Annotated in this window: 25 protein-coding genes; 12 read left to right on the top strand and 13 right to left on the bottom strand. The window is 36.4% G+C overall.

Annotation, left to right across the window (positions count from 1 at the left end; genetic code table 11):
* Positions 1–95: 95 nt before the first annotated feature.
* The 3 genes from DD829_RS04490 to DD829_RS04480 are packed head-to-tail and all read right to left on the bottom strand — an operon-like array spanning position 96 to position 3,022.
* Positions 96–1,139 carry an anhydro-N-acetylmuramic acid kinase gene (locus DD829_RS04490; protein WP_108410543.1) on the bottom strand — a complete coding sequence of 348 codons (1,044 nt, stop codon included), beginning with the start codon at positions 1,137–1,139 and terminating at the stop codon, positions 96–98.
* A gap of 4 nt (positions 1,140–1,143) precedes the next feature.
* The gene (lptC, locus tag DD829_RS04485; protein ID WP_076394734.1) at positions 1,144–1,737 is read right to left on the bottom strand and encodes an LPS export ABC transporter periplasmic protein LptC; all 594 of its coding nucleotides are present in this window, start codon (positions 1,735–1,737) and stop codon (positions 1,144–1,146) included.
* A 1-nt stretch (position 1,738) separates the two neighbouring features.
* Positions 1,739–3,022: a hypothetical protein gene (locus DD829_RS04480; protein WP_076394736.1), complete on the bottom strand. Its 1,284-nt coding sequence runs from the start codon at positions 3,020–3,022 to the stop codon at positions 1,739–1,741.
* A gap of 255 nt (positions 3,023–3,277) precedes the next feature.
* On the opposite strand from DD829_RS04480, the gene DD829_RS04475 reads away from it, so the two are divergent.
* Entirely contained in the window at positions 3,278–4,393 is a 1,116-nt protein-coding gene (locus DD829_RS04475; protein ID WP_108410544.1) for an ATP-binding protein, read from the top strand.
* Between the two features lie 37 nt (positions 4,394–4,430).
* On the opposite strand, the gene DD829_RS04470 is transcribed toward DD829_RS04475, so the two are convergent.
* Entirely contained in the window at positions 4,431–4,655 is a 225-nt protein-coding gene (locus DD829_RS04470) for a hypothetical protein (protein ID WP_076394740.1), read from the bottom strand.
* Positions 4,656–4,814: 159 nt separating this feature from the next.
* On the opposite strand from DD829_RS04470, the gene DD829_RS04465 reads away from it, so the two are divergent.
* From DD829_RS04465 to DD829_RS04445, 7 genes are all read left to right on the top strand, one after another.
* On the top strand, positions 4,815–5,441 hold the full coding sequence (locus DD829_RS04465) for a TetR/AcrR family transcriptional regulator (protein WP_076394742.1): 627 nt from the start codon (positions 4,815–4,817) through the stop codon (positions 5,439–5,441).
* Positions 5,425–6,738, top strand: a complete 1,314-nt coding sequence (locus DD829_RS04460) for a TolC family protein (RefSeq protein ID WP_108410545.1) — start codon at positions 5,425–5,427, stop codon at positions 6,736–6,738. The genes DD829_RS04465 and DD829_RS04460 overlap by 17 nt, the downstream gene beginning before the upstream one ends.
* 21 nt (positions 6,739–6,759) lie before the next feature.
* Positions 6,760–7,863, top strand: a complete 1,104-nt coding sequence (locus tag DD829_RS04455) for an HlyD family secretion protein (RefSeq protein ID WP_076394746.1) — start codon at positions 6,760–6,762, stop codon at positions 7,861–7,863.
* A 179-nt stretch (positions 7,864–8,042) separates the two neighbouring features.
* A complete protein-coding gene (locus tag DD829_RS24295) occupies positions 8,043–8,177 on the top strand; it encodes a hypothetical protein (protein WP_262497941.1) in 135 nt (44 codons plus the stop codon).
* 14 nt (positions 8,178–8,191) lie between these two features.
* Positions 8,192–8,335, top strand: a complete 144-nt coding sequence (locus DD829_RS23475; RefSeq protein ID WP_165796670.1) for a hypothetical protein — start codon at positions 8,192–8,194, stop codon at positions 8,333–8,335.
* 164 nt (positions 8,336–8,499) lie between these two features.
* On the top strand, positions 8,500–10,074 hold the full coding sequence (locus tag DD829_RS04450) for a DHA2 family efflux MFS transporter permease subunit (RefSeq protein WP_076394748.1): 1,575 nt from the start codon (positions 8,500–8,502) through the stop codon (positions 10,072–10,074).
* 153 nt (positions 10,075–10,227) lie between these two features.
* A complete protein-coding gene (locus DD829_RS04445; RefSeq protein WP_108410546.1) occupies positions 10,228–10,779 on the top strand; it encodes a DNA-3-methyladenine glycosylase I in 552 nt (183 codons plus the stop codon).
* Between the two features lie 201 nt (positions 10,780–10,980).
* Here DD829_RS04445 and DD829_RS04440 read toward each other — a convergent pair whose 3' ends face one another.
* The 7 genes from DD829_RS04440 to DD829_RS04410 all read right to left on the bottom strand — a co-directional run bounded on the left by DD829_RS04440 (position 10,981) and on the right by DD829_RS04410 (position 16,444).
* Entirely contained in the window at positions 10,981–11,490 is a 510-nt protein-coding gene (locus tag DD829_RS04440; RefSeq protein WP_108410547.1) for a hypothetical protein, read from the bottom strand.
* 115 nt (positions 11,491–11,605) lie between these two features.
* Positions 11,606–11,980: a glyoxalase gene (locus DD829_RS04435; RefSeq protein WP_108410548.1), complete on the bottom strand. Its 375-nt coding sequence runs from the start codon at positions 11,978–11,980 to the stop codon at positions 11,606–11,608.
* 13 nt (positions 11,981–11,993) lie between these two features.
* Complete coding sequence (locus DD829_RS04430) at positions 11,994–12,503, bottom strand: DUF2199 domain-containing protein (protein WP_108410549.1); 510 nt, start codon at positions 12,501–12,503, stop codon at positions 11,994–11,996.
* 60 nt (positions 12,504–12,563) lie between these two features.
* Positions 12,564–12,701 (bottom strand): hypothetical protein, encoded by a 138-nt coding sequence (locus tag DD829_RS04425; protein ID WP_228408124.1) that lies wholly within the window; start codon positions 12,699–12,701, stop codon positions 12,564–12,566.
* A gap of 32 nt (positions 12,702–12,733) precedes the next feature.
* A complete protein-coding gene (locus DD829_RS04420; protein ID WP_108410550.1) occupies positions 12,734–13,084 on the bottom strand; it encodes a hypothetical protein in 351 nt (116 codons plus the stop codon).
* 469 nt (positions 13,085–13,553) lie between these two features.
* Positions 13,554–15,140: a patatin-like phospholipase family protein gene (locus tag DD829_RS04415; protein ID WP_108410551.1), complete on the bottom strand. Its 1,587-nt coding sequence runs from the start codon at positions 15,138–15,140 to the stop codon at positions 13,554–13,556.
* A 404-nt stretch (positions 15,141–15,544) separates the two neighbouring features.
* Entirely contained in the window at positions 15,545–16,444 is a 900-nt protein-coding gene (locus tag DD829_RS04410; protein ID WP_108410552.1) for a CorA family divalent cation transporter, read from the bottom strand.
* Positions 16,445–16,516: 72 nt separating this feature from the next.
* Here DD829_RS04410 and DD829_RS04405 point away from each other — a divergent pair, with 72 nt between their 5' ends.
* Positions 16,517–17,539, top strand: coding sequence for a 3-oxoacyl-ACP synthase III family protein (locus DD829_RS04405; protein WP_087711319.1), 1,023 nt, complete (start codon positions 16,517–16,519; stop codon positions 17,537–17,539).
* Between the two features lie 573 nt (positions 17,540–18,112).
* On the opposite strand, the gene DD829_RS04395 is transcribed toward DD829_RS04405, so the two are convergent.
* Positions 18,113–18,496, bottom strand: coding sequence for a helix-turn-helix domain-containing protein (locus DD829_RS04395; RefSeq protein WP_116547559.1), 384 nt, complete (start codon positions 18,494–18,496; stop codon positions 18,113–18,115).
* A gap of 178 nt (positions 18,497–18,674) precedes the next feature.
* On the opposite strand from DD829_RS04395, the gene DD829_RS04390 reads away from it, so the two are divergent.
* Together DD829_RS04390 and DD829_RS04385 are read left to right on the top strand one after the other, a co-directional pair.
* Positions 18,675–18,926 (top strand): hypothetical protein, encoded by a 252-nt coding sequence (locus DD829_RS04390; protein WP_108411604.1) that lies wholly within the window; start codon positions 18,675–18,677, stop codon positions 18,924–18,926.
* 14 nt (positions 18,927–18,940) lie between these two features.
* The gene (locus DD829_RS04385; RefSeq protein ID WP_116547558.1) at positions 18,941–19,723 is read left to right on the top strand and encodes a GLPGLI family protein; all 783 of its coding nucleotides are present in this window, start codon (positions 18,941–18,943) and stop codon (positions 19,721–19,723) included.
* Between the two features lie 65 nt (positions 19,724–19,788).
* Here DD829_RS04385 and DD829_RS04380 read toward each other — a convergent pair whose 3' ends face one another.
* Positions 19,789–20,958, bottom strand: a complete 1,170-nt coding sequence (locus DD829_RS04380) for a thioredoxin family protein (RefSeq protein ID WP_108409789.1) — start codon at positions 20,956–20,958, stop codon at positions 19,789–19,791.
* Between the two features lie 281 nt (positions 20,959–21,239).
* Between DD829_RS04380 and DD829_RS04375 the strand changes: the two genes are divergently transcribed.
* Positions 21,240–21,974, top strand: a complete 735-nt coding sequence (locus DD829_RS04375; RefSeq protein WP_108409790.1) for a helix-turn-helix domain-containing protein — start codon at positions 21,240–21,242, stop codon at positions 21,972–21,974.
* Positions 21,975–22,043: the final 69 nt, after the last annotated feature.

Below are 22,043 nucleotides of genomic sequence, written 5' to 3'. Positions count from 1 at the left end.
TGATCTCCACCAGTGCTTTTGTCCTCTTCGGATTAACGTGCATAATTTATTAAAATATATCCTGAATTTCACCAACTATTTTTCAGTACATTACCTTAAACAATAATTCCCGAACTGTGGTCACGGAAACTTCCCGTCGCAGAAGAAAGAACATTGATTTCATTGTTGTATCTTAAAACTCCCATGAATGCAAAGATTAAAGCCTCTTTGAAATCAATAATCTCTTTTTCAGGAATGATAATTTCAGCATTGGTTTTGGCTTTTAACTTTTCAATTAAATATTGATTATAAGTTCCGCCACCTGTAAAAAGGACTCGTTTGAGTTGGTAATTATTGAAAACTTTTGAAATCTGTTCTGCAGCGTGTTCTGTAAACGTTGCCATTACATCTGCATTCTCAATATTTTCAAAAAGCGGAAAGATATTTTCGTTACACCATTCAATTCCCAATGATTTTGGATGAGATTGGCTGTAAAAATCCAGCGAATTTAATTTAGACAGTAAGTCTTCATTAATTTTTCCTGTTCTCGCTAAATCACCGTTTTCATCGAAATTTTTATTGAATTTCTGAGCTAATTTATTCAGAATAATATTGACTGGGGCAATATCGAAGGCAATTCTTCTGTCAGGAATTCTCATGGAAATATTAGAAAAACCACCCAGATTCAGACAGGCATCGTATTCCGAAAACAATAATTCGTCGCCAATCGGGACAAGCGGAGCGCCGTTTCCGCCCATCAAAACATCCTGACTTCTGAAATCGTAAATCACAGGTAAATTTGTTTCGAGCTTAATTGCTCTTCCGTCGCCGATCTGTAAAGTAAATTTTTTCTGAGGCTGATGAAAAACCGTGTGACCGTGAGAAGCAATCAGATCAACCGTTTTTATCTGATGCTTTTCGATAAAGTTTTTAACAGATTTCCCTAAATAAAAACCATATTCCGAATTCAGTTCCAGCAGTTCTTCCGCAGAAAGATGGATCGAATTTCTAAGCTTCTCTTCCCAGCTTTTAGAGTAGGGAAGGGTTTCTGCTTTCAGTATTTGGAATGTCCATTGATCCTGTTTTTCAAATCTGGCAAAACAGATATCCAGTCCGTCTAAACTTGTTCCGGACATCAATCCGACCGCATGGAAAACCATTTGATTATTTTTTGTTTTGAGATATTTCAGGCGCCGCAAAATCTCCTGAATTCTGGAAGAAAACATATTCGGAAAAATCATCTTTTGCACGCATTCCGTGTGCGCCGATCAGCGTACTTCCGTCTTTTCGCGTTACATATACCGTGTCTTTGGTGTAGATGTTTTTCTTTACCTGATCCCAGTAAATACTCTGCATGGCAAATTTATCGCCTTCATTGGTGGTAATTCTTACGTTTCCTTTCGCTTCGTAAAACTTTTTATAATCGTAGAATTTAGCATATTTTGCTTTAATTGTTCCGGGAATTTTAGGCTTTTTCTTGTCAAAAAACTGAATGTCAATTCCCTTTCTTGCAACCGTATAAGGACTGTCGATCAGCTCATATTTTTCAATGATCGGAGCTTTTGCCCTCATCGTCACAAACCCGGAATCTCTCTGGATGATGTTTGCATTATTAATAATCTGTGAAGGGAAATTTTTGCTTTGTTTGCCTTTATTTTTCGTAAGATCCTCTTCACAGGAAGTTATTACAAAAAATATAGCACAACTAAAAAGGTATGCTATATTTTTTTTATATGATATGTTTCTAAAAAACTTCATTTTAATTGTATAGAGTCTTTCTGAACCACTTATCCGCAAAATTGAAACCAACTCTCAGGTTCACAAAATTCTGGTTAATTAGATTATTTTTAGTAGTTCCTCTTTTTCCTACTTCAAGACCTAGTTCAAGACCGCTCATTCTCGTTATACTGCTGTTTTTGAACGGTAGAAGAACTCCTGCAGAAACTCCGACCTTATTGATGTTCTGTCCTGCGATCTGAAGACTTCCTTTCTCATAAAACGCTCCGTATCTGTAAACGATTCTTGAAAAATAACTTCTGAAATTGTTATAATTCGGCAAATACCAACCTCCGGCGGAAATTCTGTAAGAATCCTGAAGATCAAGCGTGTTTCCGAAATAATTAATGTTTTCCCCCTTTTTATAATCTCCCTGAAGAGAAAGGAACCATTTGTTTTCTTCTCCATAACCTACCCCTAAAGAAGCCTGTAAAGGTAAAAGGTTTTTAGATTTTGTATTTTTCTGGTCGATAATGCTTTCGTTACTTTTTACAGTGGCACCGGCATCAGAATAAAAATACGTACTGTTCACATAATCGGTCGTCATATTACTCGTATTTCCGAAAGTAGTAGTAGCTCCTATCGTAAGTTTTCTGTCTGTACTTGTATTCAGTTTCTGGTAGCTTGCTCCTAAAGTAAAGTTGAAATTGTGGATGCTGTTTCTCGTTTCGTATCCGTTAATTAACTCCGCGTTGGAATAAGCCAGTTCATTCAGGTCATAAAGATTCCCGAAATAATAATTCGCTCTTGCTCCCACAGCAAGTTTATCGTTCACTTTATATCCTAAAGCCATCTGTACCGTATTCAGTGTACCGCTTCCTTTAAATCTGTTGGCTCTGATATTACCTGCAGAAAGTGTATCTCTGTGGATAATTTCATAGCTTTTTGAGCTGTACGGCTGATAAGAAATCCCCATCTTCAGCTTTGGAGACAGAGGAAAAGCAATTGAAATATTGGATAAATACGTAGAGTGCTTCGTAGACTTCGTATTATTATAGTTTGTTTTGAAGTAATTGTTTTCGTTGGTAGCTTCCAGCTTAATACTTGTAAGCTCGAAATTAGCATTGTTTGCAGGGTTTGCAAAATTGAAATTACTTGTAAAATCACTTATAAAAGCGGTAGATATACCTCCCATTGAGGTAGTTTCGATCGTATTATCATATTTTACATCTCCGATTCCGTAAGTTGCATAAGGTGAATTACTCAGATTCTGCGCGTTAAGGAAATATCCAACTGATATCAATGATAGTACAAAGATTTTTTTCATTCTTTATTTTTAAAACAATGCGCAAATATCTTAAATATTAATGAATTGTAAAAATTATAAGAGGTTAAAGTTTGTTAAGGGGGATGAATAGCTATAATTATGATGAATTCTTAATTGTAAATTCGCTTTGGTTGTGAATTTTTATACATTATCAATACACTGCATGATAAAATTCACAATTCATTTGCAACGCAAAATTCACCTGCAAAGTAAAAATTCGCATTCTGCGAATTACAAATTTCATATCTTTGAATCATGAATTGGGAGAACATTGCCGGACAGGAAAGTCTGAAAAAACTTCTTAGAGACAGTATTGCCGAAAACAGGGTAAGCCATGCCCAGCTTTTCGTCGGCAAAGAAGGGTACGGAACATTGCCGATGGCTTTGGCATATGCCAAAGAAATTCTTAGCAGCGAAAATCCGCACGCCGGAGCAAAAGTAGAGCATCTCAATCATCTCGATCTGCATTTCAGTTTTCCGGTTTTTACAGACAATAAAAATTCATTAAGTAAAAATAAATTTGATGAATTCAGGGAAATGGTTCTTAAATCTCCGTATGCAGGATATGATGAATGGACAGCGGTTTTAGAATCCGAAAACAAGCAGCTTTTTATTTCGGCAGATGAAATTGATGAACAGAACCAGAAATTTTCACTGAAAAGTTTTGAAGGCGGAACGAAAATTTTAATCGTCTGGAGAGCCGATAAAATGAACGTCGCTGCATCCAACAAATTCCTGAAATTTTTAGAAGAACCTCCTGCGAAAACAATCATTTTGCTTACTTCAGAATCTACCAACGATATTTTACCAACCATTCTTTCCCGTACTCAGATTGTAGAAGTACCGAGAATAAACGATGAAGATCTGGAAATTTATCTGAAAAAAAAATATAATCTTTCAGAAGACAAGACGGGGGAAATCATCCATCAGGCTCAGGGAGACCTTAATGAAGCCTTGAAGCTTTTACAATCCGGAAATAAAACCGATGAGTTCGAAAAGCTTTTTGTTCAGTGGGTTCGTGATGCATTTATGGTAAAAAAGAAACCTGAATTTCTGCGAAGCATCATTCTTTGGGCAAGAGAAATTGCAGGCTGGAACCGTGAAAAGCAGAAAAACTTTTTAAATTACTGTTCCGAAATTTTCAGACTCGCTTTGCTGCAAAACTATCAGTCGGAGAATTTAGTCTATAAAAAGATTGATGCGAATGGTTTCAACTGGATGGGATTCTCAAAATTCATCAGCGGAGCCAATATTGAAAGCATTCTGGAAGAAATCAATACTGCCGATCTACATTTAACCCGAAACGGAAATCCTAAAATTGTCTGGACGGATCTCGGGATAAAATTATCAAGATACATTCATAAAAGCTAAATAAAAAACTCCGAAATGAATTCGGAGTTTTTTATTGTTAAGCTGTTTTCTTTACTTTGGCAGCTTTTTTATCGGTAGTTTTAGAACTGTTTTCTGCTGTTTTGTGTTTAGCATCACAGTTTTTATGATCTCCACAGGCTTTTTTATCTTTTGTGGAACATTCTTTCTTGTCTTTTCCTGCGCAGCATGCACCTTTCGGGGTTTCCTGTGCAAAGTTGAAAGTGAATAAAGTGATGGCTAAAACAGAAATTATTTTTTTCATGATCTAAATTTTTAATTGAATCCCAATATAACAATTTTTCCATTCGGTGAACTTTAAGATTAAAAAAAAATTAAATTTCAATAAAAAATCAATCAATCGTTTGATTTATGAAAAATTGGTTGTAGATTTGCACCTCGAAAAACAGATACAGAGTAAAAGATGATTTCAAAAGAAGAGAATATATTATTTGCCGCAGAAAAGCTTTTCGCCGAGAAAGGCTTTGAGGGAACCTCCACAAGAGAAATTGCCAAAGCTGCAAATGTGAATATTTCTATGATCTCTTATTATTTCGGTTCTAAAGAAAAACTGTACGAGAAACTGGTAGAATACAGAATGAGCGAAGGACAGTTCTTTTCCAAAGATATTATTGAAAGAACCGATATCAACGAATGGGAAAAAGTTGAAAAAATCGTAGATCAATTTGCAGGAAAGGTAAGACACAACAAATGTTTCTACAGAATTATGCAGAGAGAGCAGCTTCATGCAGAAAATCCGCAGATCGTAGAATTTCTCAAAGAAACCAAAATGGGATTCATTTCCATGTATTCAAAAATTCTGGAAAGCGGTCTTCAGAAAGGAATTTTTACAAAAAATCCTCCCATTTATCTCCTTCATTCCACGGTGAGCGGAACTTTATTTTACGCTTCTAATGCCAAAGAAATGTATAAGGAGTTTCTTAACGACACCAATGAAGAAGAAGTTTTTGATGAAAAATATTACACAGAACTTAATAAACATATTAAATATCTACTAAAAGACCTTCTAGGTTATGAAGAAAATAAATAATTCAGTCCTTGCGCTCGCTCTATTTGTAGGGATTGCAAACGCAAATGCTCAGGAGAAAAAGACCCTTACTCTTGATGATGCCGTGCAGTTGGGAATCCAGAACAGCAAAAATCTTAAAATTGATGCTGCAAAAATAGAAGAAGCTACAGCGAATCTTTTGGAAGCCAAAAACAGACAGCTTCCGGAGCTGAAAATTTCAGGAAGCTATATGTATCTTCCTTTAAAACCTAATATTGATATTAAACTTCCCGGAGTTTCAGGAGCAGGAGGTCCGGAAGTTCATCAGGTTGCCTACGGATCAGCGAATGTCAGCGTTCCGATCTACAGCGGAGGAAGAATAAAATACGGAATAGAATCTGCAAAATATTTAGTGGAAGCATCTAAATTAACCACTGAAAATGACAAAGTAGCCATTGCTTATAACGTGGCACAGGCTTACAATAATTTGTTTAAAGCCAATCAGTCCATCAAAGTTTTAGAAGAAAACCTTACCGCTTCTCAAAAAAGAGACGAAACGTTCCTTAAACTTGAAAACAACGGAGTAATTGCGAGAAATGACCGTTTAAAAGCAAGTTTGCAGACTTCAAACATCGAACTTCAGTTGCTGGAAGCAAAAAACAACTACAATATTGCCAATATCAATATGGATTTATTGCTTGGACTTCCGGAAACCACAGAAATCGAAGTAGACCAGAATTATATAGATGAAGGAAATGAAGTAAAACCGCTTGATTTCTATTTAAATGAAGCCAGAGAAAACCGTAAAGATCTTCAGGCTTTGGACAAGCAGAGACAGGCTGCAGCTTTGGGAACAAAATCCGCGAAAGCAGAAAATCTTCCTTCCATTGCTTTTACAGGAGGTTATGTGGCGGCAGATATTCCGAAGTTTTTAACGATTTATAATGCGGTAAATGTAGGCGTAGGAATTTCTTACAACTTATCAAATCTGTGGAAAGAAAACTCTTCACTGAAGCAGTCTCAGGCAAGAGAAATGCAGTTGGCTGCAACCAACGAGTTGTTAAACGACAACATCAAGCTTGATGTAAACAGAGAATATCAGAACACAGATTATTCTAAAAAGAGAATTGCCGTTTTCGAAAAATCTGCAGAACAGGCTAACGAAAATTACAGAATTACAAAAAATAAATATGATAACGGTTTGGCTACGATGACGGAACTTCTGGATGCAGATGCTGCACAGATCTCAGCGAACGTAGGAGTGATCAATGCGAAAGCAGATGCCGCTTTAGCCTACAGAAAACTATTACAGACCACCGGAACTTTAACAAACAAATAAAATTAAGAACTTATACCCACAATGGAAAATAATACTACACAAACGGCTGAACCTAAAAAGAAAAAAAGTTTAGTTTTCCCTATCATATTAGCAGTAGTTTTAATCGGCGGAGGAATCTACGGTTACAGAACCTATTCTTATGGGCAGGTTCATGAAGAAACAGACGATGCACAGATCGCGTCCAATATGGCTCCCGTAATTTCTAAAATTTCAGGATACGTAACGGAAGTAAAAGTGAAAGACAACCAGTTTGTAAAAAAAGGAGATACTCTGGTTATTCTGGACAGCAGAGATCAGAAAATGGCTTTGCAGCAGGCAGAAGCAGCATTGGCAACAGCAAAAAGCAGCATCTCTAATGCACAGGCTTCCACAACGGCAACTTCAAAAAATATAAATTCTTCTGAAGCCGCTGTTACTACGGCGAATGCACAGATTGAAGCCGCAAAAGTAAACGTTTGGAAAACTTCTCAGGATTTAAAAAGATATGCCAATCTTGTGAAAGACCACTCTATTACAGAACAGCAGTATGAGCAGGCTTTGGCAGCAAAACAGTCTGCGGATAAGCAACTGCAGGTTTTAATCGATCAGAGAAACCAGATTGCACAGCAAACCAATATCGCTTCTTCTCAGACCGCAGCAAGTTCTCAGCAGATCGGAGTGGCAAATTCCGTTGCAAAACAGAGAGAAGTGGATGTAGAAAATGCGAGACTGAATTTATCTTACACGGTAATTGTAGCACCGGAAGACGGATATGTAGGAAAAGTGCCGATTCAGGCAGGACAGTATTTACAGGCAGGTTCACAATTGTTTTCTTTGGTTAAGAATGACCAGAAATGGGTGATTGCCAACTTCAAAGAAACCCAGATTGATAAAATGGTGGAAGGACAAAAAGTGAAAATCGAGATTGATGCTTTCCCGGACAGAGAATTTGACGGTGTGGTAAGTTCTTTCTCTCCTGCAACCGGAGCTACCTTCTCTATACTTCCTCCGGATAATGCGAGTGGTAACTTCGTAAAAGTAGTACAGAGACTTCCTGTAAAAATCGATTTTGTAAATCTGGATAAAAATGTATCCAAAAGATTAAGAACAGGAATGAATGTAAAAGCAGAAGTTTCTTTAAAATAAAAATATAAAATAAGTGAATTGTCAGCAATGCAGAAGCAGATCGTTTATGAGATGTAATGAAGTAGTAGAATTGACAATGAAAGATTGATAACTGCAATTCACTTTTTTCAAAAATATATAAGTGAATTGTCAATTTTTGAAGGAGAAGTCATTTTTTAATGAAATGAATTTGAAGATTGATGATGAAGCTGATGCCGGATAATGAAGAGAGATCAATGATATATGTGGAAATGATGAAGCTGATTCATGAAGAAGGTTCCGGTATTATGCAGAAAGATCATGAAGAGGAAACAGGAAATGAAGACGATAAATGAAGCGGTTGCCGGATATGAAGAAGAAAACTGATGTTGAAATGATGAAGCTGAACGATGCAGCAGAATTCCGGTTTAATGAAGACAGATCATGCAGAGGAAAATGCAGAGGTAAAAATAAGACTATGCAGAGGATGATTATTGACAATTCACTTTTTTAAAATTGAGAAATTTAGAGATTTGGAAATACTTTGATGAAATTTTAATCAGCTAAATTTTTCTGAAACCTCATCTCATGGATGAGAGAACAAAGTTGGTTCGTAAAAACTTGTTCATATTTCCGAATCTCAAATCTCTTGATTTTTAATACAACACTAAAAAAACTATGCAAGATTCATTAGTAGAATACGGAGCCCGAAGAGTAATCATTACGATTACGGCAATTCTTTGTGCTTTGCTTGAAATAGTGGATTCCACGATTGTAAACGTTGCCCTGAATGAAATGAAGGGAAATCTTGGAGCCACCCTTTCCGAAGTAGGATGGGTAATCACCGCGTATGCGATCGGAAACGTAATTATTGTTCCGATGACGAGCTGGCTTTCGCAGCAGTTCGGGAGAAGAAACTATTTTGCGGCTTCCATCATTATATTTACCGTTTTCTCCTTTTTATGCGGAAATGCAACCAATATCTGGGAGCTTGTATTTTTCCGTCTTATGCAGGGAATCGGTGGGGGAGCGCTTCTGGTAACTTCACAAACCATCATCACGGAATCTTATCCGGTGGAAAAAAGAAGTATGGCACAGGCAATTTACGGACTTGGTGTAATTATCGGTCCTACATTGGGTCCGCCGTTGGGAGGATATATTGTGGATAATTTTAGCTGGCCGTATATTTTCTATATTAATATTCCGATCGGGATTGCGGCAACCTTAATGACGCTTCAGTTTGTAAGAAGTCCGAAATATGCCGAAAAACGAAAGATTTCCGATGTAGACTGGATTGGAATTGCATTATTGGCAATTACCGTAGGTTCCTTACAGTTTATTCTTGAAAGAGGTCATGAAGAAGACTGGTTTGCCAGCGGAATGATTGTTTTCTTTACCGTAGCTGCCGTTTTAGGATTTATCCTTTTCCTCTGGAGAGAACTTACCTTTAAATATCCGATCGTAGAACTCCGTGTTCTGAAAAACGGAAACTTAAGAATCGGAACCGTAATGTCCTTCGTTTTAGGATTTGGTTTGTACGGCTCAACGTTTATCGTTCCTTTGTATACCCAGAGTATTTTGGGATGGACGGCGCTTCAGTCGGGTGCTTTAATGATTCCGGCAGCTTTAACGACGGCTTTCATGATGCCGATTATCGGAAGACTGCTTTCAAAAGGAGCTAAACAGCAGATTTTGGTTTCGTTGGGATTATTTATCTTCTTTATCTACAGTTTCTGGGGATATAAAATATTGACTCCGGATACAGGAAAAGATGCCTTCTTTTGGATGCTGATTGTAAGAGGAGCCGGACTGGGTTTACTGTTTATCCCGATCACCTCGCTTTCCTTAAGTACATTGAAAGGACAGGAAATCGGACAGGGAGCTGCATTTACAGGGATGATGAGACAGCTTGGAGGTTCCTTCGGAATTGCGGCGATCACCACATTCATTGCCAATGCGAGTCAGAAATACAGGGTGAATCTTATTTCGCACCTCGACCAGACCGATTTTGCAGTACAGCAAAGATTACAGGCTCTGAAAGGCAGTTTTATCGCAAAAGGAATGACTCCCGATGCCGCAATGAACGCCGCCTACAAAATGCTCGATCTTTCGGTAACGAAACAGGCAACCGTACTTTCTTACATGGATGTTTTCCTTTATCTGGGAGTGATCTTCCTTGTCTGTATTCCGTTCATCTTATTTATTAAAGAACGAAAAAGCAAAGAAAAGATTGATCTGAGTGGGGTGCATTAAACATTTTACTTACATAAACTTAACCTCCTTTTGTGGAGGTTTTTTTTAGTGGAATAGACAAAAAAACTTTCATAAATTTTTACCGCTCCTGCCATACAGTTGTCATTACCGACGCTTATATTTGCATTTAACTATCTATAAAAAATAATAACAATGAGTTATTGCGCGGCAATTGAAGGAATGCAGCCTGAAAGCAGGAGAGAACTGCACAAAAAATACCATGATAAGCATTACGGTTTTCCGATTCATGATGATAATGAGCTGTTCGGGAGACTGGTGATGGAAATCAATCAGGCAGGGCTGAGCTGGGAAACCATTCTGAAGAAAGAAGAAGGTTTCAGAAAAGCGTATGATAATTTTGATATTCAAAAAGTGGCTTTTTACGGTGAATCTGAACGAGAAAGACTGCTGAACGATCCTAGAATTATCAGAAATAAGCTGAAAGTAAACGCTGCCATTGAAAATGCAAAAACTATTGTAGAACTGCAGAAAGAATTCGGTTCTTTTGAAAAATGGCTGGAACATCATCATCCCAAAACATTGCCGGAATGGATGAAGCTTTTCAAGAAGACCTTCAAATTTACAGGCGGAGAAATCGTGAATGAATTCCTGATGAGCATCGGTTATCTGAAAGGTTCCCACGCAGAAAGCTGTCCCGTGTATGATGAGGTTTTAAAGCATAATCCGATGTGGAATAATGTTTAATTGATATTTGAAGAAGTATATAATAATCCTGAAAATTAATTAAAAGGATATTGCATAAAAAAAGCGGACTCAAAAGTGCCATTCTGAACATACACTGAAGGTTTCAAAATCTTAAATAGTTGATCTTAGAAATTCTTTGCTGCTCCCGAAATGATAAAAGTCAAATTGTTTTCACTTTTGAGACCGCTTCTTTAGGATATTTTATCGAAGACTTCTTACAGTAACGTCTGGTTTTTCGCCTTGGGGTACGATGAAAATGGCATCATCGTTTATGGTATCTCCGGCATCAAAATAATAACTTCCGATTACCGGAAGAATACTGTTCACAAATTTTCCGGATTTGTCATAAGCAGAGTAGGTTACATTAATGATCTGGGCTTTCATCTTCAGTTCAATTTTTTTTGATGTAAGCTTGGCTCCGGTTGCATTAATGCAGTTGAGCTCTACGATTGCAGTATTGTTTACAATCTGAGGATAGGAAGAAAGCCTGATGTTATAGGATTTATCCGAAGTGTTTTTTACAGATGCGGCAACTTTATAGCGATCAAAAGATTTTCCTCCGTTTTGTATTGTTTCTTTATTCAGAATATTAAAGGTTACACTCATTCCATTGAGGTCAATGGTTTGTCCGTCCGTTATTTTCTGCGCTTTGGCAGTACTACAGAAAGAGATGATTACGAGAAGTAAACATAAAAAGGTTGATTTTTTCATGAATTGATATTTTGTGTTTGTAGTACTAAAGTTACGAAATCTGTTAGAATAATTTTCTTTCTTTCAAAGTATTGTATTAAACTTTTTCTTAAGATCAGGAAAAGACTTTTCCTTTTTATACAACATCAATCTGACTTTTGATTCTTTCTGAAAGCATGGTGATGATCCTTTTATTAAAAGATTTGCTGTCCGAAAGATACACCGTTATTTCTTCCGGAGTGAGCATCCCGATTGTTATTCCGATGAAGGTGTTTTTCAGGGCAATATCTTTTTGAAGGCTTTGTTCGGTGAAATTTATTTTCTGCTCGTTTTTCAGAGAAGTAAAATCTGACATTTTTCTCATTGCATAGTCTCTGAATATCTGGATGAAAATATCATTTTGTAATTTTAAAACAGGACGCAGCACATTATTCTGAAATAATTCTGTCTCACTGCTGTTTTCAAATGTCGGAAGGGAAAGGTTTTCCCGAAGGTCTTTTTTGGTGGGCATTTTTTGATGATGATTATTTAATTGATCTGTTTAAAACAAAATTAATTCTTTTTTCCGCTTCCTTTTTGGAAATTCCTTCATGAAAGTCTTTTACGAAAGTATGTTCGTGGCTTTCATGAGGATAGACGAAAGGTCTTCCTGTTTTATTATCAACGATAACGTCAGTGGGAATAGAATTTTCAAATTCATAGTCTGGAAGGTAATTTGAAAGCCAGCCAAAATAGCCCGATTCAAATTCTTTATTGTCATAATTTTCCACATACTCATTAAAGCTTTTCTCACTTAATGAAACCCAAACTCCATATTCAAGATCCTGACAGCCTTCATTAACTTTCTGAACAAGAACGGCTCTTATAAAGTAGCAGGTTTCATCCGGATAATTTATAATACACCAATCAGAAGTTAGTTCAGAATTTTTGATTTCTTCTTCAGACAACTGGAAATAGGGATAAGGTGCGGCATAAGCTATTGCAGGCCAGTCTTCTTTCTCTTCACCACAGCATTGGCAGATGTATTTTGTCATTCAATAAATTTATCATCAAAATTACTCAAAATTCCTTACCCCACCGTTTTCGTATCCTCTTCATTCAGGATCTTTTTCTCCTTCATCGATAGCCATCATTCTTTCGCATTTGTATTTTTGCCAGTCGAAATTACTCAGGAAATCCAGAGCCGCAGAAAATCCGTGGTTGAAGAGCTCTTCCTTTTCTTCTCTTTGCATAAAGAAATTCAGCCAGTTGCTGGTTCCGCAGTTTACTTAGTTTGTTCCACACGCCAAGAATGTTTACAGTGCCTGCATTGTTTTGCGTACGGCGTTCTTGCTAATTTTCCGCATTTTGGACAGTTATTGAAGAATACTTTTTCAGGCGTTTCGTTCATCATACGTTTTGCAACATTAATTTGAAATTCCTCGTAACTGTTTTTCAAAAGATTAAGAATTTGAGGATCATTATTAATCCATCCTTTTTCTTTCATCATATCTTTTATTGCTTTATTATCGGTGCTTTTAACTATGTACATCTGATGTTGCAAAGCTAATTTTTCATCATGAGTCATTAGGTTGCTGAAATATCTTATGATGTAGTTTATACTTTCCTTATCCATATTTTTTTCGTAAAAATTTATAATAACACAGAATAATTAAACTCATTTTAACTTTAACCACAAATGTAAATGATAAATTGTTTGTGATAAGATTATTAAAGCGAAAAGGGGTTCGCTCCTTTAGGAGCAGAATCTGTGTAGAAATATCAATCAATCAATCAATCAATCAATCAATCAATCAATCAATCAATCAATCCGTAGGATTGATATCTATAATTAGCTATGAACTTTCTAAAGATAGCGTTCCTACGGAACGCCAAATATCTTCTGAATATGATTTCTACACAGATAAAACTCTATAGAGTTTTCTAACTTTTACTTTAAACAGCGTTAAGATTTAAAGCTCTCAAAAAAAATCGAAGCTTTTTAAGCTATTGTGAGCTTTTCATTGCATTCATGAACTAAATTAAAATTATTTTAAGCTTTTGCGACTTTTGTGGTTAATAAAATTTTAAAGCAAACTTATTTTTTACCCCACCGTTTTCGTATCCTCTTCCTTCAGGATCTTTTTCTCCTTCATGGAAACCATCATTCTTTCGCATTTGTATTTTTGCCAGTCGAAATTACTGAGGAAATCTAAGGCAGCCGAAAATCCGCGGTTGAACAATTCTTCTTTTTCTTCTCTTTTCATAAAGAAGTTCAGCCAGTTGCTGGTTCCGCAGTTCACGGTCTGAATGCTGAAAAGATGATAAAACGTATGTTTGGTGAGAAAAGTTTTGTCGTTAAAACCTTTTAAAGTATCAATAATATTACCTGCAAAAGAAAGGGGAGATTTTAAAATTTCTGCGCTGGTTTTTCCTTTTTCAGACTGAATATCGGAGTCGCTCGTTAACTGTACGCCGAATAAAGGCATTCTCGGATAAAAAATATCAGTAGAATGGAAAAGATCAATCGGAAAATTCGAAATACTTCCGCCATCAATAAAAACTCCGGCAGGATTGATGTCTTCCTGTTTCGTATTCATCCAGAATCTCCATGCATATTTTACGGAATCATCATTTTTATCAATCTGCTTCTGAAAAGGCTCAAAAAAGAAGGGAACCGACATTGAAGCTCTCACAAATTCAGCCGGACTGATCTTTTTCAACTCTTCTTCCGACCAGTACAGATTCGCCATTGTGGGAAGTTCCACTTTTATTTTGGCATTAATATCCGTTGTAATCACAATATATTCCGATTTTAAGGAATAAAAAGGATCTTTTTTATAATATTCGTTGTTAACAACACCGTCGTAGAATATTTTAAACCGGATTTCATCGATGTGTTCTTTATTGTTCTGATGAATTTCCTCAATGCTTTCTAAAGCAATATTGTAATATTGTGTTTCGTTTCCATGACGGTAATTCAGGTTGAGGTCTCTGCCTTTTTTTACAAACTTGTCATTCAGCGCAGCCACTGTTTTAATGTCGAAAGCATCCAGAACATCTTTCATCTGATTCAGAAAAGTATTTCCGGGATTTAATCCTGAATTGGCTTTTTTCAGATCATTATATAATTTTCTCAGATACAGATAAGCAATGATGATCGGAATGATGGGAACCAGAAAAAGCAGTTTGGCTCTCAGCGTTGTTTCCGAAGAAATGGCAAAAGGCGCAATCACGAGAATCAGCATAATAATTCCTGCGATGATGGAATTGATTTTCAGAAAGTTTTTATTATTCAGCATCGAATGGATGGTGGTTTTTACATACGGTTTTCCATCCATAAAGTCCGAGAAGTTCCAGTTGAAGAGTATATCTTTAATCACTTCACTTTTGGCTTCTTCCTTAGTTTTACACGCGGCGATCAGCATCGTATTAATGGCTCCTGCACTCGTTCCGGCAACTTTCAGAAAACGGATCCCGAAAATTTCCAGTCCGTACAGATAACCCACCAGTGCGCTTCCCCAGACTCCGCCTCCTTCCTGCACAAATTCCACATACTGATTGCCTTCTGCATCCAGAAGATCGGAAAATTCTTTTGCCGAAATACGGTCGTGCAAAGCGGAAAGTTTTTCTTTGGATTCTTTTGAGAGAACATTTTCCTCAAGAATTTTTTGCAGCATTTCAGGTTTCATGGCTTTTGTTTTTGGTTGTTTTTATTTTTTATATGGGCGTGTCCCTCCGTTTTCCCTATCCAAACCTTATAGGTTTTAAAAACCTATAAGGTTTCCCCGCATCATCACTTCGGGTCGGGCTTCTGCAGGCTTCACTTCGTTCCGGTTTCAGCGCGGCGCGAAGCGCCGCGCTGAAACTCCTCCTTTCAGTCGGACCTTTCGTATCCCTCACGCGAAAGCGGGGAATACAATATTCCTCTTTTCACTGTCATTCCGACGGAAGAAGAGATCTAATGTTAAATTCTAAAAAACTTTTGGTAAAAGAATTAGCGTATTTAAATTTAAAGGCTCTTCTTTTCGATTTAAAATTAGTGATATTTAAAATATTCAGCCACAGTATTTTCACGATAATTAAAGCGGGAAAATTACCATTGTTTTCTTCGCGCGTAGATAAAGGTACAGATCACAACCAAAAGCATTAAGCCCAAAGTATAAAAATATCCGTGTTGGGTATGTAATTCCGGCATATTGTCGAAATTCATTCCGTAAACTCCTGCAATGAAAGTGATGGGTAAAAAATAGACCGAGTAAATCGCCAGAACTTTCATCACCTGATTGGCTTTCTGGTCAGAAAGGGCGAGAAACATCCCGATAAGGTTGGTGATCTGTGCGTTAAGATGATCGAAATCCGCAACAACGTCTTTGTGTTTGTCTTTTAAATCATACACTTCGGAGTCCTGAAGTCCGAGTAATTTAAATTTATCAATGGCATCTGTGGAAATTGTAAGCACTCTTGAATTCAGCCCCGATTTTCTTTTCAGCTTGTATAATCTTTTAATCTGGTTCGTATGGTTAGTATTTTTAAGGAAAATTTCGTTTTCGATATTGTCCATTGTTTCCAGAAGACTTACCGATTCATCATCAAAACTTTTCATGATGAGCAGTGCGATTTTCAACGCAATATTTTTGGAGGTGGTTTCGGTTTTCATGGCAGAAAGCTGTTTCTTGGTTTCTGCGATGCTCTTCGTTTTCATCCTGTGAATCGTGATGATGGTTCTTCCCAGAATGAAAATCCCGATTTTGGTACTGATGTCGCTGATCGTGTTGAGGTTTTTACGTTCCAGCTCGGTACTTTCCCGCAGGAGAAAGAATTTTACCTCTCCGTCCTCTTCATATTTCGGTAAGTGATTGGGATCTAAGGTATCTTCAAGAAGAAGATTATTGATTTCGTACCGTTCGTGTAAAAATTTCAGGTCTTCCGCTGTGGGAGCCTCTACATCCACCCATTCGCACTGGGAATCTCTGTAAATCGTGTCAATTGGCATACCGTAAAAATAGTAATATTTTGAAATACTATGTCTTAAATAAGTTTATCTTTGTCAAAATTAAAAAACTATATGATTAAAAGTACAATAAAAGGAATCGGATTTTATGTTCCAGATAACGTTGTTACCAATGATGATCTAGCAAAATTAATGACCACCAATGACGAATGGATCACGGAAAGGACGGGGATAAAAGAAAGAAGACACCGTAAAAACAGAAACGATTCTCAGGAAACGACGGCTTATTTAGGTTTCAAAGCTTCTGAAAAAGCGATTGCGAATGCGGGTTTAACGGCTAAAGATATAGATTATATTGTTTTTGCAACCCTTTCTCCGGATTATTATTTCCCGGGATGCGGTGTTCTGCTGCAGGATATGCTTGGCTGCGATACCATTGGCGCTTTGGATGTAAGAAACCAGTGTTCCGGTTTTGTATATGCGACGAGTGTGGCAAATGCTTTCATTAAATCCGGAACGTATAAAAATATTCTGGTGGTGGGTGCGGAAGTGCATTCTTTCGGGCTCGATTTTTCGGATGAAGGAAGAGGTGTTTCCGTTATTTTCGGAGATGGGGCAGGAGCGATTGTACTGTCTGCAACAGAAGATGAAAATGCAGGAGATATTTTAGCATTCAATATGCACTCTGAAGGGAAATTTGCAGATGAGCTGTGCACACAGTTTCCGGGTTCTAAGTACGGATGGAGCGACAGGATGAGAAAAGAACCTGAAAATGTAACGAACAAAGAAGTTTATCCGATCATGAACGGAAATTTTGTGTTTAAAAACGCAGTAACGAGATTCCCTGAAACCATGCAGGAAGCTTTGGATAAAGCAGGAAAAACAATTGACGATGTAGATATGTTTATTCCGCATCAGGCGAATTTAAGAATTGCCCAGTTTGTTCAGCAGAAGTTTGGACTTCCGGATGAAAAGGTCTTCAACAACATCCAGAAATACGGAAATACAACGGCTGCTTCTATTCCGATTGCTTTAAGTGAAGCGATTGAGCAGGGGAAAATTAAAAGAGGAGATTTGGTACTTCTTTCAGCTTTCGGAAGCGGCTTCACCTGGGGAAGCGTTTTGTTTGAATATTAATGCCAAAGAAGCATTTTACGATAAAAATCCGCAGACTGTTCTGCGGATTTTGTTTTATATGGAGTTTGTTTAAACTTTTTAAAATAAAAATATTCTTGTTGGAAAACGCAAGGACGCAAGATTTTTATTCGTCTCAAATCTCTAAGGCGAAGGAAAATCAAAGATTTTCAATAAGGATGGATGTTTAATTTGATCGTAGATAAAATCTTCTCATTAAAGAAATTAATAAATTGCTTTTTTTGACTTAGCTCTTTTTACTATTAATTAAAGGCTTCGACAGGCTCAGCCTGACAGTGTTTAATCTTGCGGTTAGTATTCGAGAGGTCACCCTGAGTTTGTCGAAGGGACTCGGTTATAAAACCGTTTGCTAATCGTAATTCTCCAATATTAATTAAAGGAATTAATAAATTGATTTCCGTTTGCGTTTTCTCAATCCGAGACGGAGCCAAACTGTTTGGGTTTACACTTTCTCGGAGCGAGACGGAGTGTTTCTCTTTCAGGCTGAATTTTCTCGTTCCGAGAAAGTAAGAACTTGTTTGGGTTTTGGTATTCTCGGGTAGAGAATGCTTCTCCTTATTTTTCTTTCAACATTTTTTCGATCAGTTTATTCTGCATTTCCATAAGTTGGCTGATCTGCTGCTGATTTTGCATCACGCTTTTGAATAAATCTAAATCAACATTATTAATATTTGTATCTCCTACATTTCCCACAGAAGAATTATTGCTTGTTTCTACATTATTATTAATGATGGTATCACCTTCCAAAAAATACTGAGGTTCCACTTTAAAGAATTCAGCCACTTTCTGCATAAAAATAAAGTCTAATTTTTCAATGCTTCCATTTTCAATTTTGCTGAGATAGCTTTGGGAAACTTCAAGCTGAAAAGCAAGATCTTCCTGAGACATTTCTTTCTGTTCTCTCAGTTTTTTTATTTTAAAGCCAACATTGTTATTCATAATTATGGAAATTGAACTGTAAATATACTGTTTTTGGGAGAAAAAATTTATTCCAAACGGAATTGTATTTTATTCTGTTTGGAATAGATAATTAGGGAATGAGATTTTATTTTTGAAGAAAGTTTCGCGAAATACTTTTCATGTAAAAATTATTATTAATTTCAAATTCTAAAAACAAATGAAAAAAATTATTTTATTGGCATCTTTTGGAGTTGTCGGAATGTTAAGTGCTAAAACTTCTAATAAAGAAGGTGAGTCCAAATCAAAGGTTTTTTATAATCCGATCGTCCTTACCTCATCCTGTGGTTATACCCAATATGTAACAGTAGGTCCGTTAGATCAGCCGGATTGTTGGATGACTGATCTTCAGCAGATGGAAGAAGAATGCAGTAGTCCTTTTGAGAACCCTCAATACGGTTATAATCTTTAATAAATAATTTTCTAATGTGTAAATACTTTTCAATTTTATCAATTTTTTTCTTTTTACTTTCATTTTCTCAACAAAAAGAGGAAAAAAATTTTTCAGAACTTGAAGTCCAGTATGAATATAGTTTTATTCGTGATACTACAGATATAAACGAAAGCCATCGTTCTAAGGAAATTATGATATTAGATTTTAATACTAATGCTTCTATATATTATAGCCAACAATATATGGCTGCAAGAAAGATTTTTGAACAAGCAGCAGTTGCTGCTCAAACTTCAAAAAATGTAGAAATCAGAGCTGCAGATTTGCCAAAATACAAAATATCCTATTCTATATTTAGAGATGGCGAAAAAATATATTACACAGGAAATATATCTCGTGATCTGTTTACATTTGAAAGTACTTATTTAATATGGAAAACAGATTACACCGATACTAAGACTATCCTGGGTTATCCTTGTCGAAAAGCCACAACGATTTTTAATAAAAGAATGTTCACAGCTTGGTATGCCAATGATATTCCAATTTCAGAAGGACCTTACAGATTTAAAGGATTAACTGGATTAGTTTTAGAAATTAGTGATGATAAAAAATATCATTCTTTCAGAGCTATTGGAATCGAAAAGAAACAGGTCGAAATAAAGCCTATTTCAAAAGGAATACCAGTAACCCGAGAGCAATATATAATGAAACGAGAAGAATTTAAAAGTAATCCGTATCCCGAGAGAAAAAACTTTCCAAAAGAAAGAAGGGATCAAATGATAGAAGCTTATAAAAAGGAAATACCATTAGAAAGTTAATTTTTAGTTTTATTAAAAGGATAAATTAACAAAAATTCCGCAGAATTTTCTGCGGAATTTATTGTTTACTGTATATTCAGGCTTTTCAGCAGTTTCTCGGTATCGGAAGAGTCCTGTCCTGTCTTTTTCGCCAGTTCGATGGATTTTTCAGCCCATAGTTTGGCGTTTTTCTTGTCGCCAACTTTGTTGTAAAGATTGGCTAAAGTATCGGTATTCGCGAAGTTTTCGTCTTTCTTTACCGATTCCTGCGCCCAAACTACTGCTTTTTCCAGAGAAGCTTTGTTGCTTACATTTTCAAAGAAATTCCATGCAAGAGAATTCAGTTCTTCGGAGCTTAATGCAGAAGTGTCTTGGTTCAGTTCAAGCGTCAGTTTTTCATATTTCGCGATGTCTTTATCTCTTAACGCTCTTCCAGCCTGTGCTTTTTTAAGAATTTTCTCTGCTTCTTCCTTAGACAAGAATTTCTGAGCTTCTGTAAGGAAATAATTTTCATCCCACGTTTTCGACTGTGCGTTGTAAGACTTTTTAAGGACAGATGTAATCTTTATGTTTTTGTCGATGGCTTCATACTTTTGAGGAGTAATCATTTTGGAGATTTCATCCTTTTTTGCCTGAAAAATTTTGTACATCGGGCTGTCTGCGTTCTGTGCAACGGAAAGAAGCATCTGAACATCTTCTCTGTCCAGTTCTTTTTTCGAACTGAAATAACGCTCCATTACTCTTCCTGCAAATTCAGCATCGTTGTACATCGTAAGAGAAGCAAGGTTTTTCAGAAACTCAGGATCTTTTTCACCGTCTTCGAATTTTTGTTTCAGAGCGGTTAATCTTTTGCCCGGATCTCCTGCATCTTTTGCAAACTGAATGAAGTCGTTTTCCTCTACATATCCTAAAGTTCTGTGTACCAATTCTCCGTTTCCGTCTACAAAAAGGTAAGTAGGGAAGGCTTTTACATTGTATTTTTTGGCAATTTCAATTCCTTCGCCTTTCTCCATATCAATTTTTGCATTGATGAAGTGGGAGTTGTAATAATCTCCTACGGTTTTCTGCGGGAAAATATTTTTCGCCATCAGTTTACACGGTCCGCACCAAGTGGTATATGCGTCGATAAATACAAGTTTATTTTCTTTTTTTGCTTTGGCAAGAACAGTGGTGAAGTTGGATTCCTCAAATTTTATTCCCTGCGCGAGAGCAAACGCTCCGATGAATAAGGCAGAAAATATCGATAGTTTTTTCATAAATACTTTTTATTGGTTGCAAATGTAATAATTATGTTAATAAATAAGTCTTTTCAGAGGAGAAATAGTTACAACTATGTTTTGATTATTTTTTTTGATTTCAGGTTAAAAAAGAAATGGATGTCTTATTAAAAACAGTAAAAATTTTCATTTTACCTATCGAATTAATTGGAAGTATTAAATTTTATTAAAAAATAAATTATTCTTAGTTTTGTGAAAAACAAAAAAGACACCCATGAAAATGATGAATTATTATAACAAGGATAATAATTTGTTGAAGTATGTCTAATAGTTTCTGCCGGTTTGTATTACTACTGGTCAATGCCTTTCCCGTTTCCGTACAAGAACATCATGAAACGATACATGTTGCACAGAACGTAATCATTATTGTGTTGTGTTCTGCGTTAATTGGGTTATTTCTTCATTTCAGATCCAAACAGAAAAAACAGCTTGCGAGAATCAGGAATATACTGAGAAACCATCGCCAAGGATTTGTTCAGGATAAAGGTTTTTATTCTGAAAATTCGAAACCGGATTTTGCTAATATTTCCATTGAAGAAATTCATAATAATGATGATGAAGATAGAAGGAAAAAAGCAGAATCTCCAATGACTTCCGAAACCGAAGCCAAACTTCTTGAACTTCTGGATGATTTTGAAAAAGGAACGTCCTTCACGAATAAAAATATGTCTCTGTCCTTTCTTGCAGGAGAGTTAAACACCAATACGAAATATCTTTCGCACCTCATCAACCGCCATAAAAATTCGGATTTTAAAACCTATATCAATCGTCTGAGGATAAATTACATCGTCGATAAGCTTATTAATGACGAAAAATACCGCCAATACAAGATCAGCATCCTCGCTGAAGAGTGCGGATTTTCTTCTCACAGCAAGTTTGCCTCCGTTTTTAAACAGATTACAGATTATTCTCCATCGGTTTATATAAAGTTGCTTTATTCTGAAAATCAGTCGGATATGATTCCTGTTTTTCACGAAAACAATCAACAGTCTTAGTCTTTTTCTTTTCATTTTCCTGAAAACGGATAACCTTTCTTTTCGCAGAAACTATTGAGTGCATTATAT

The organism is Chryseobacterium sp. HMWF035 (assembly GCF_003094695.1).
In the GTDB taxonomy this organism is placed as follows: domain Bacteria; phylum Bacteroidota; class Bacteroidia; order Flavobacteriales; family Weeksellaceae; genus Chryseobacterium; species Chryseobacterium gambrini.
Note: the sequence above shows the minus strand (reverse complement) of the source record. Positions and strands in the feature narration are given on the sequence as shown.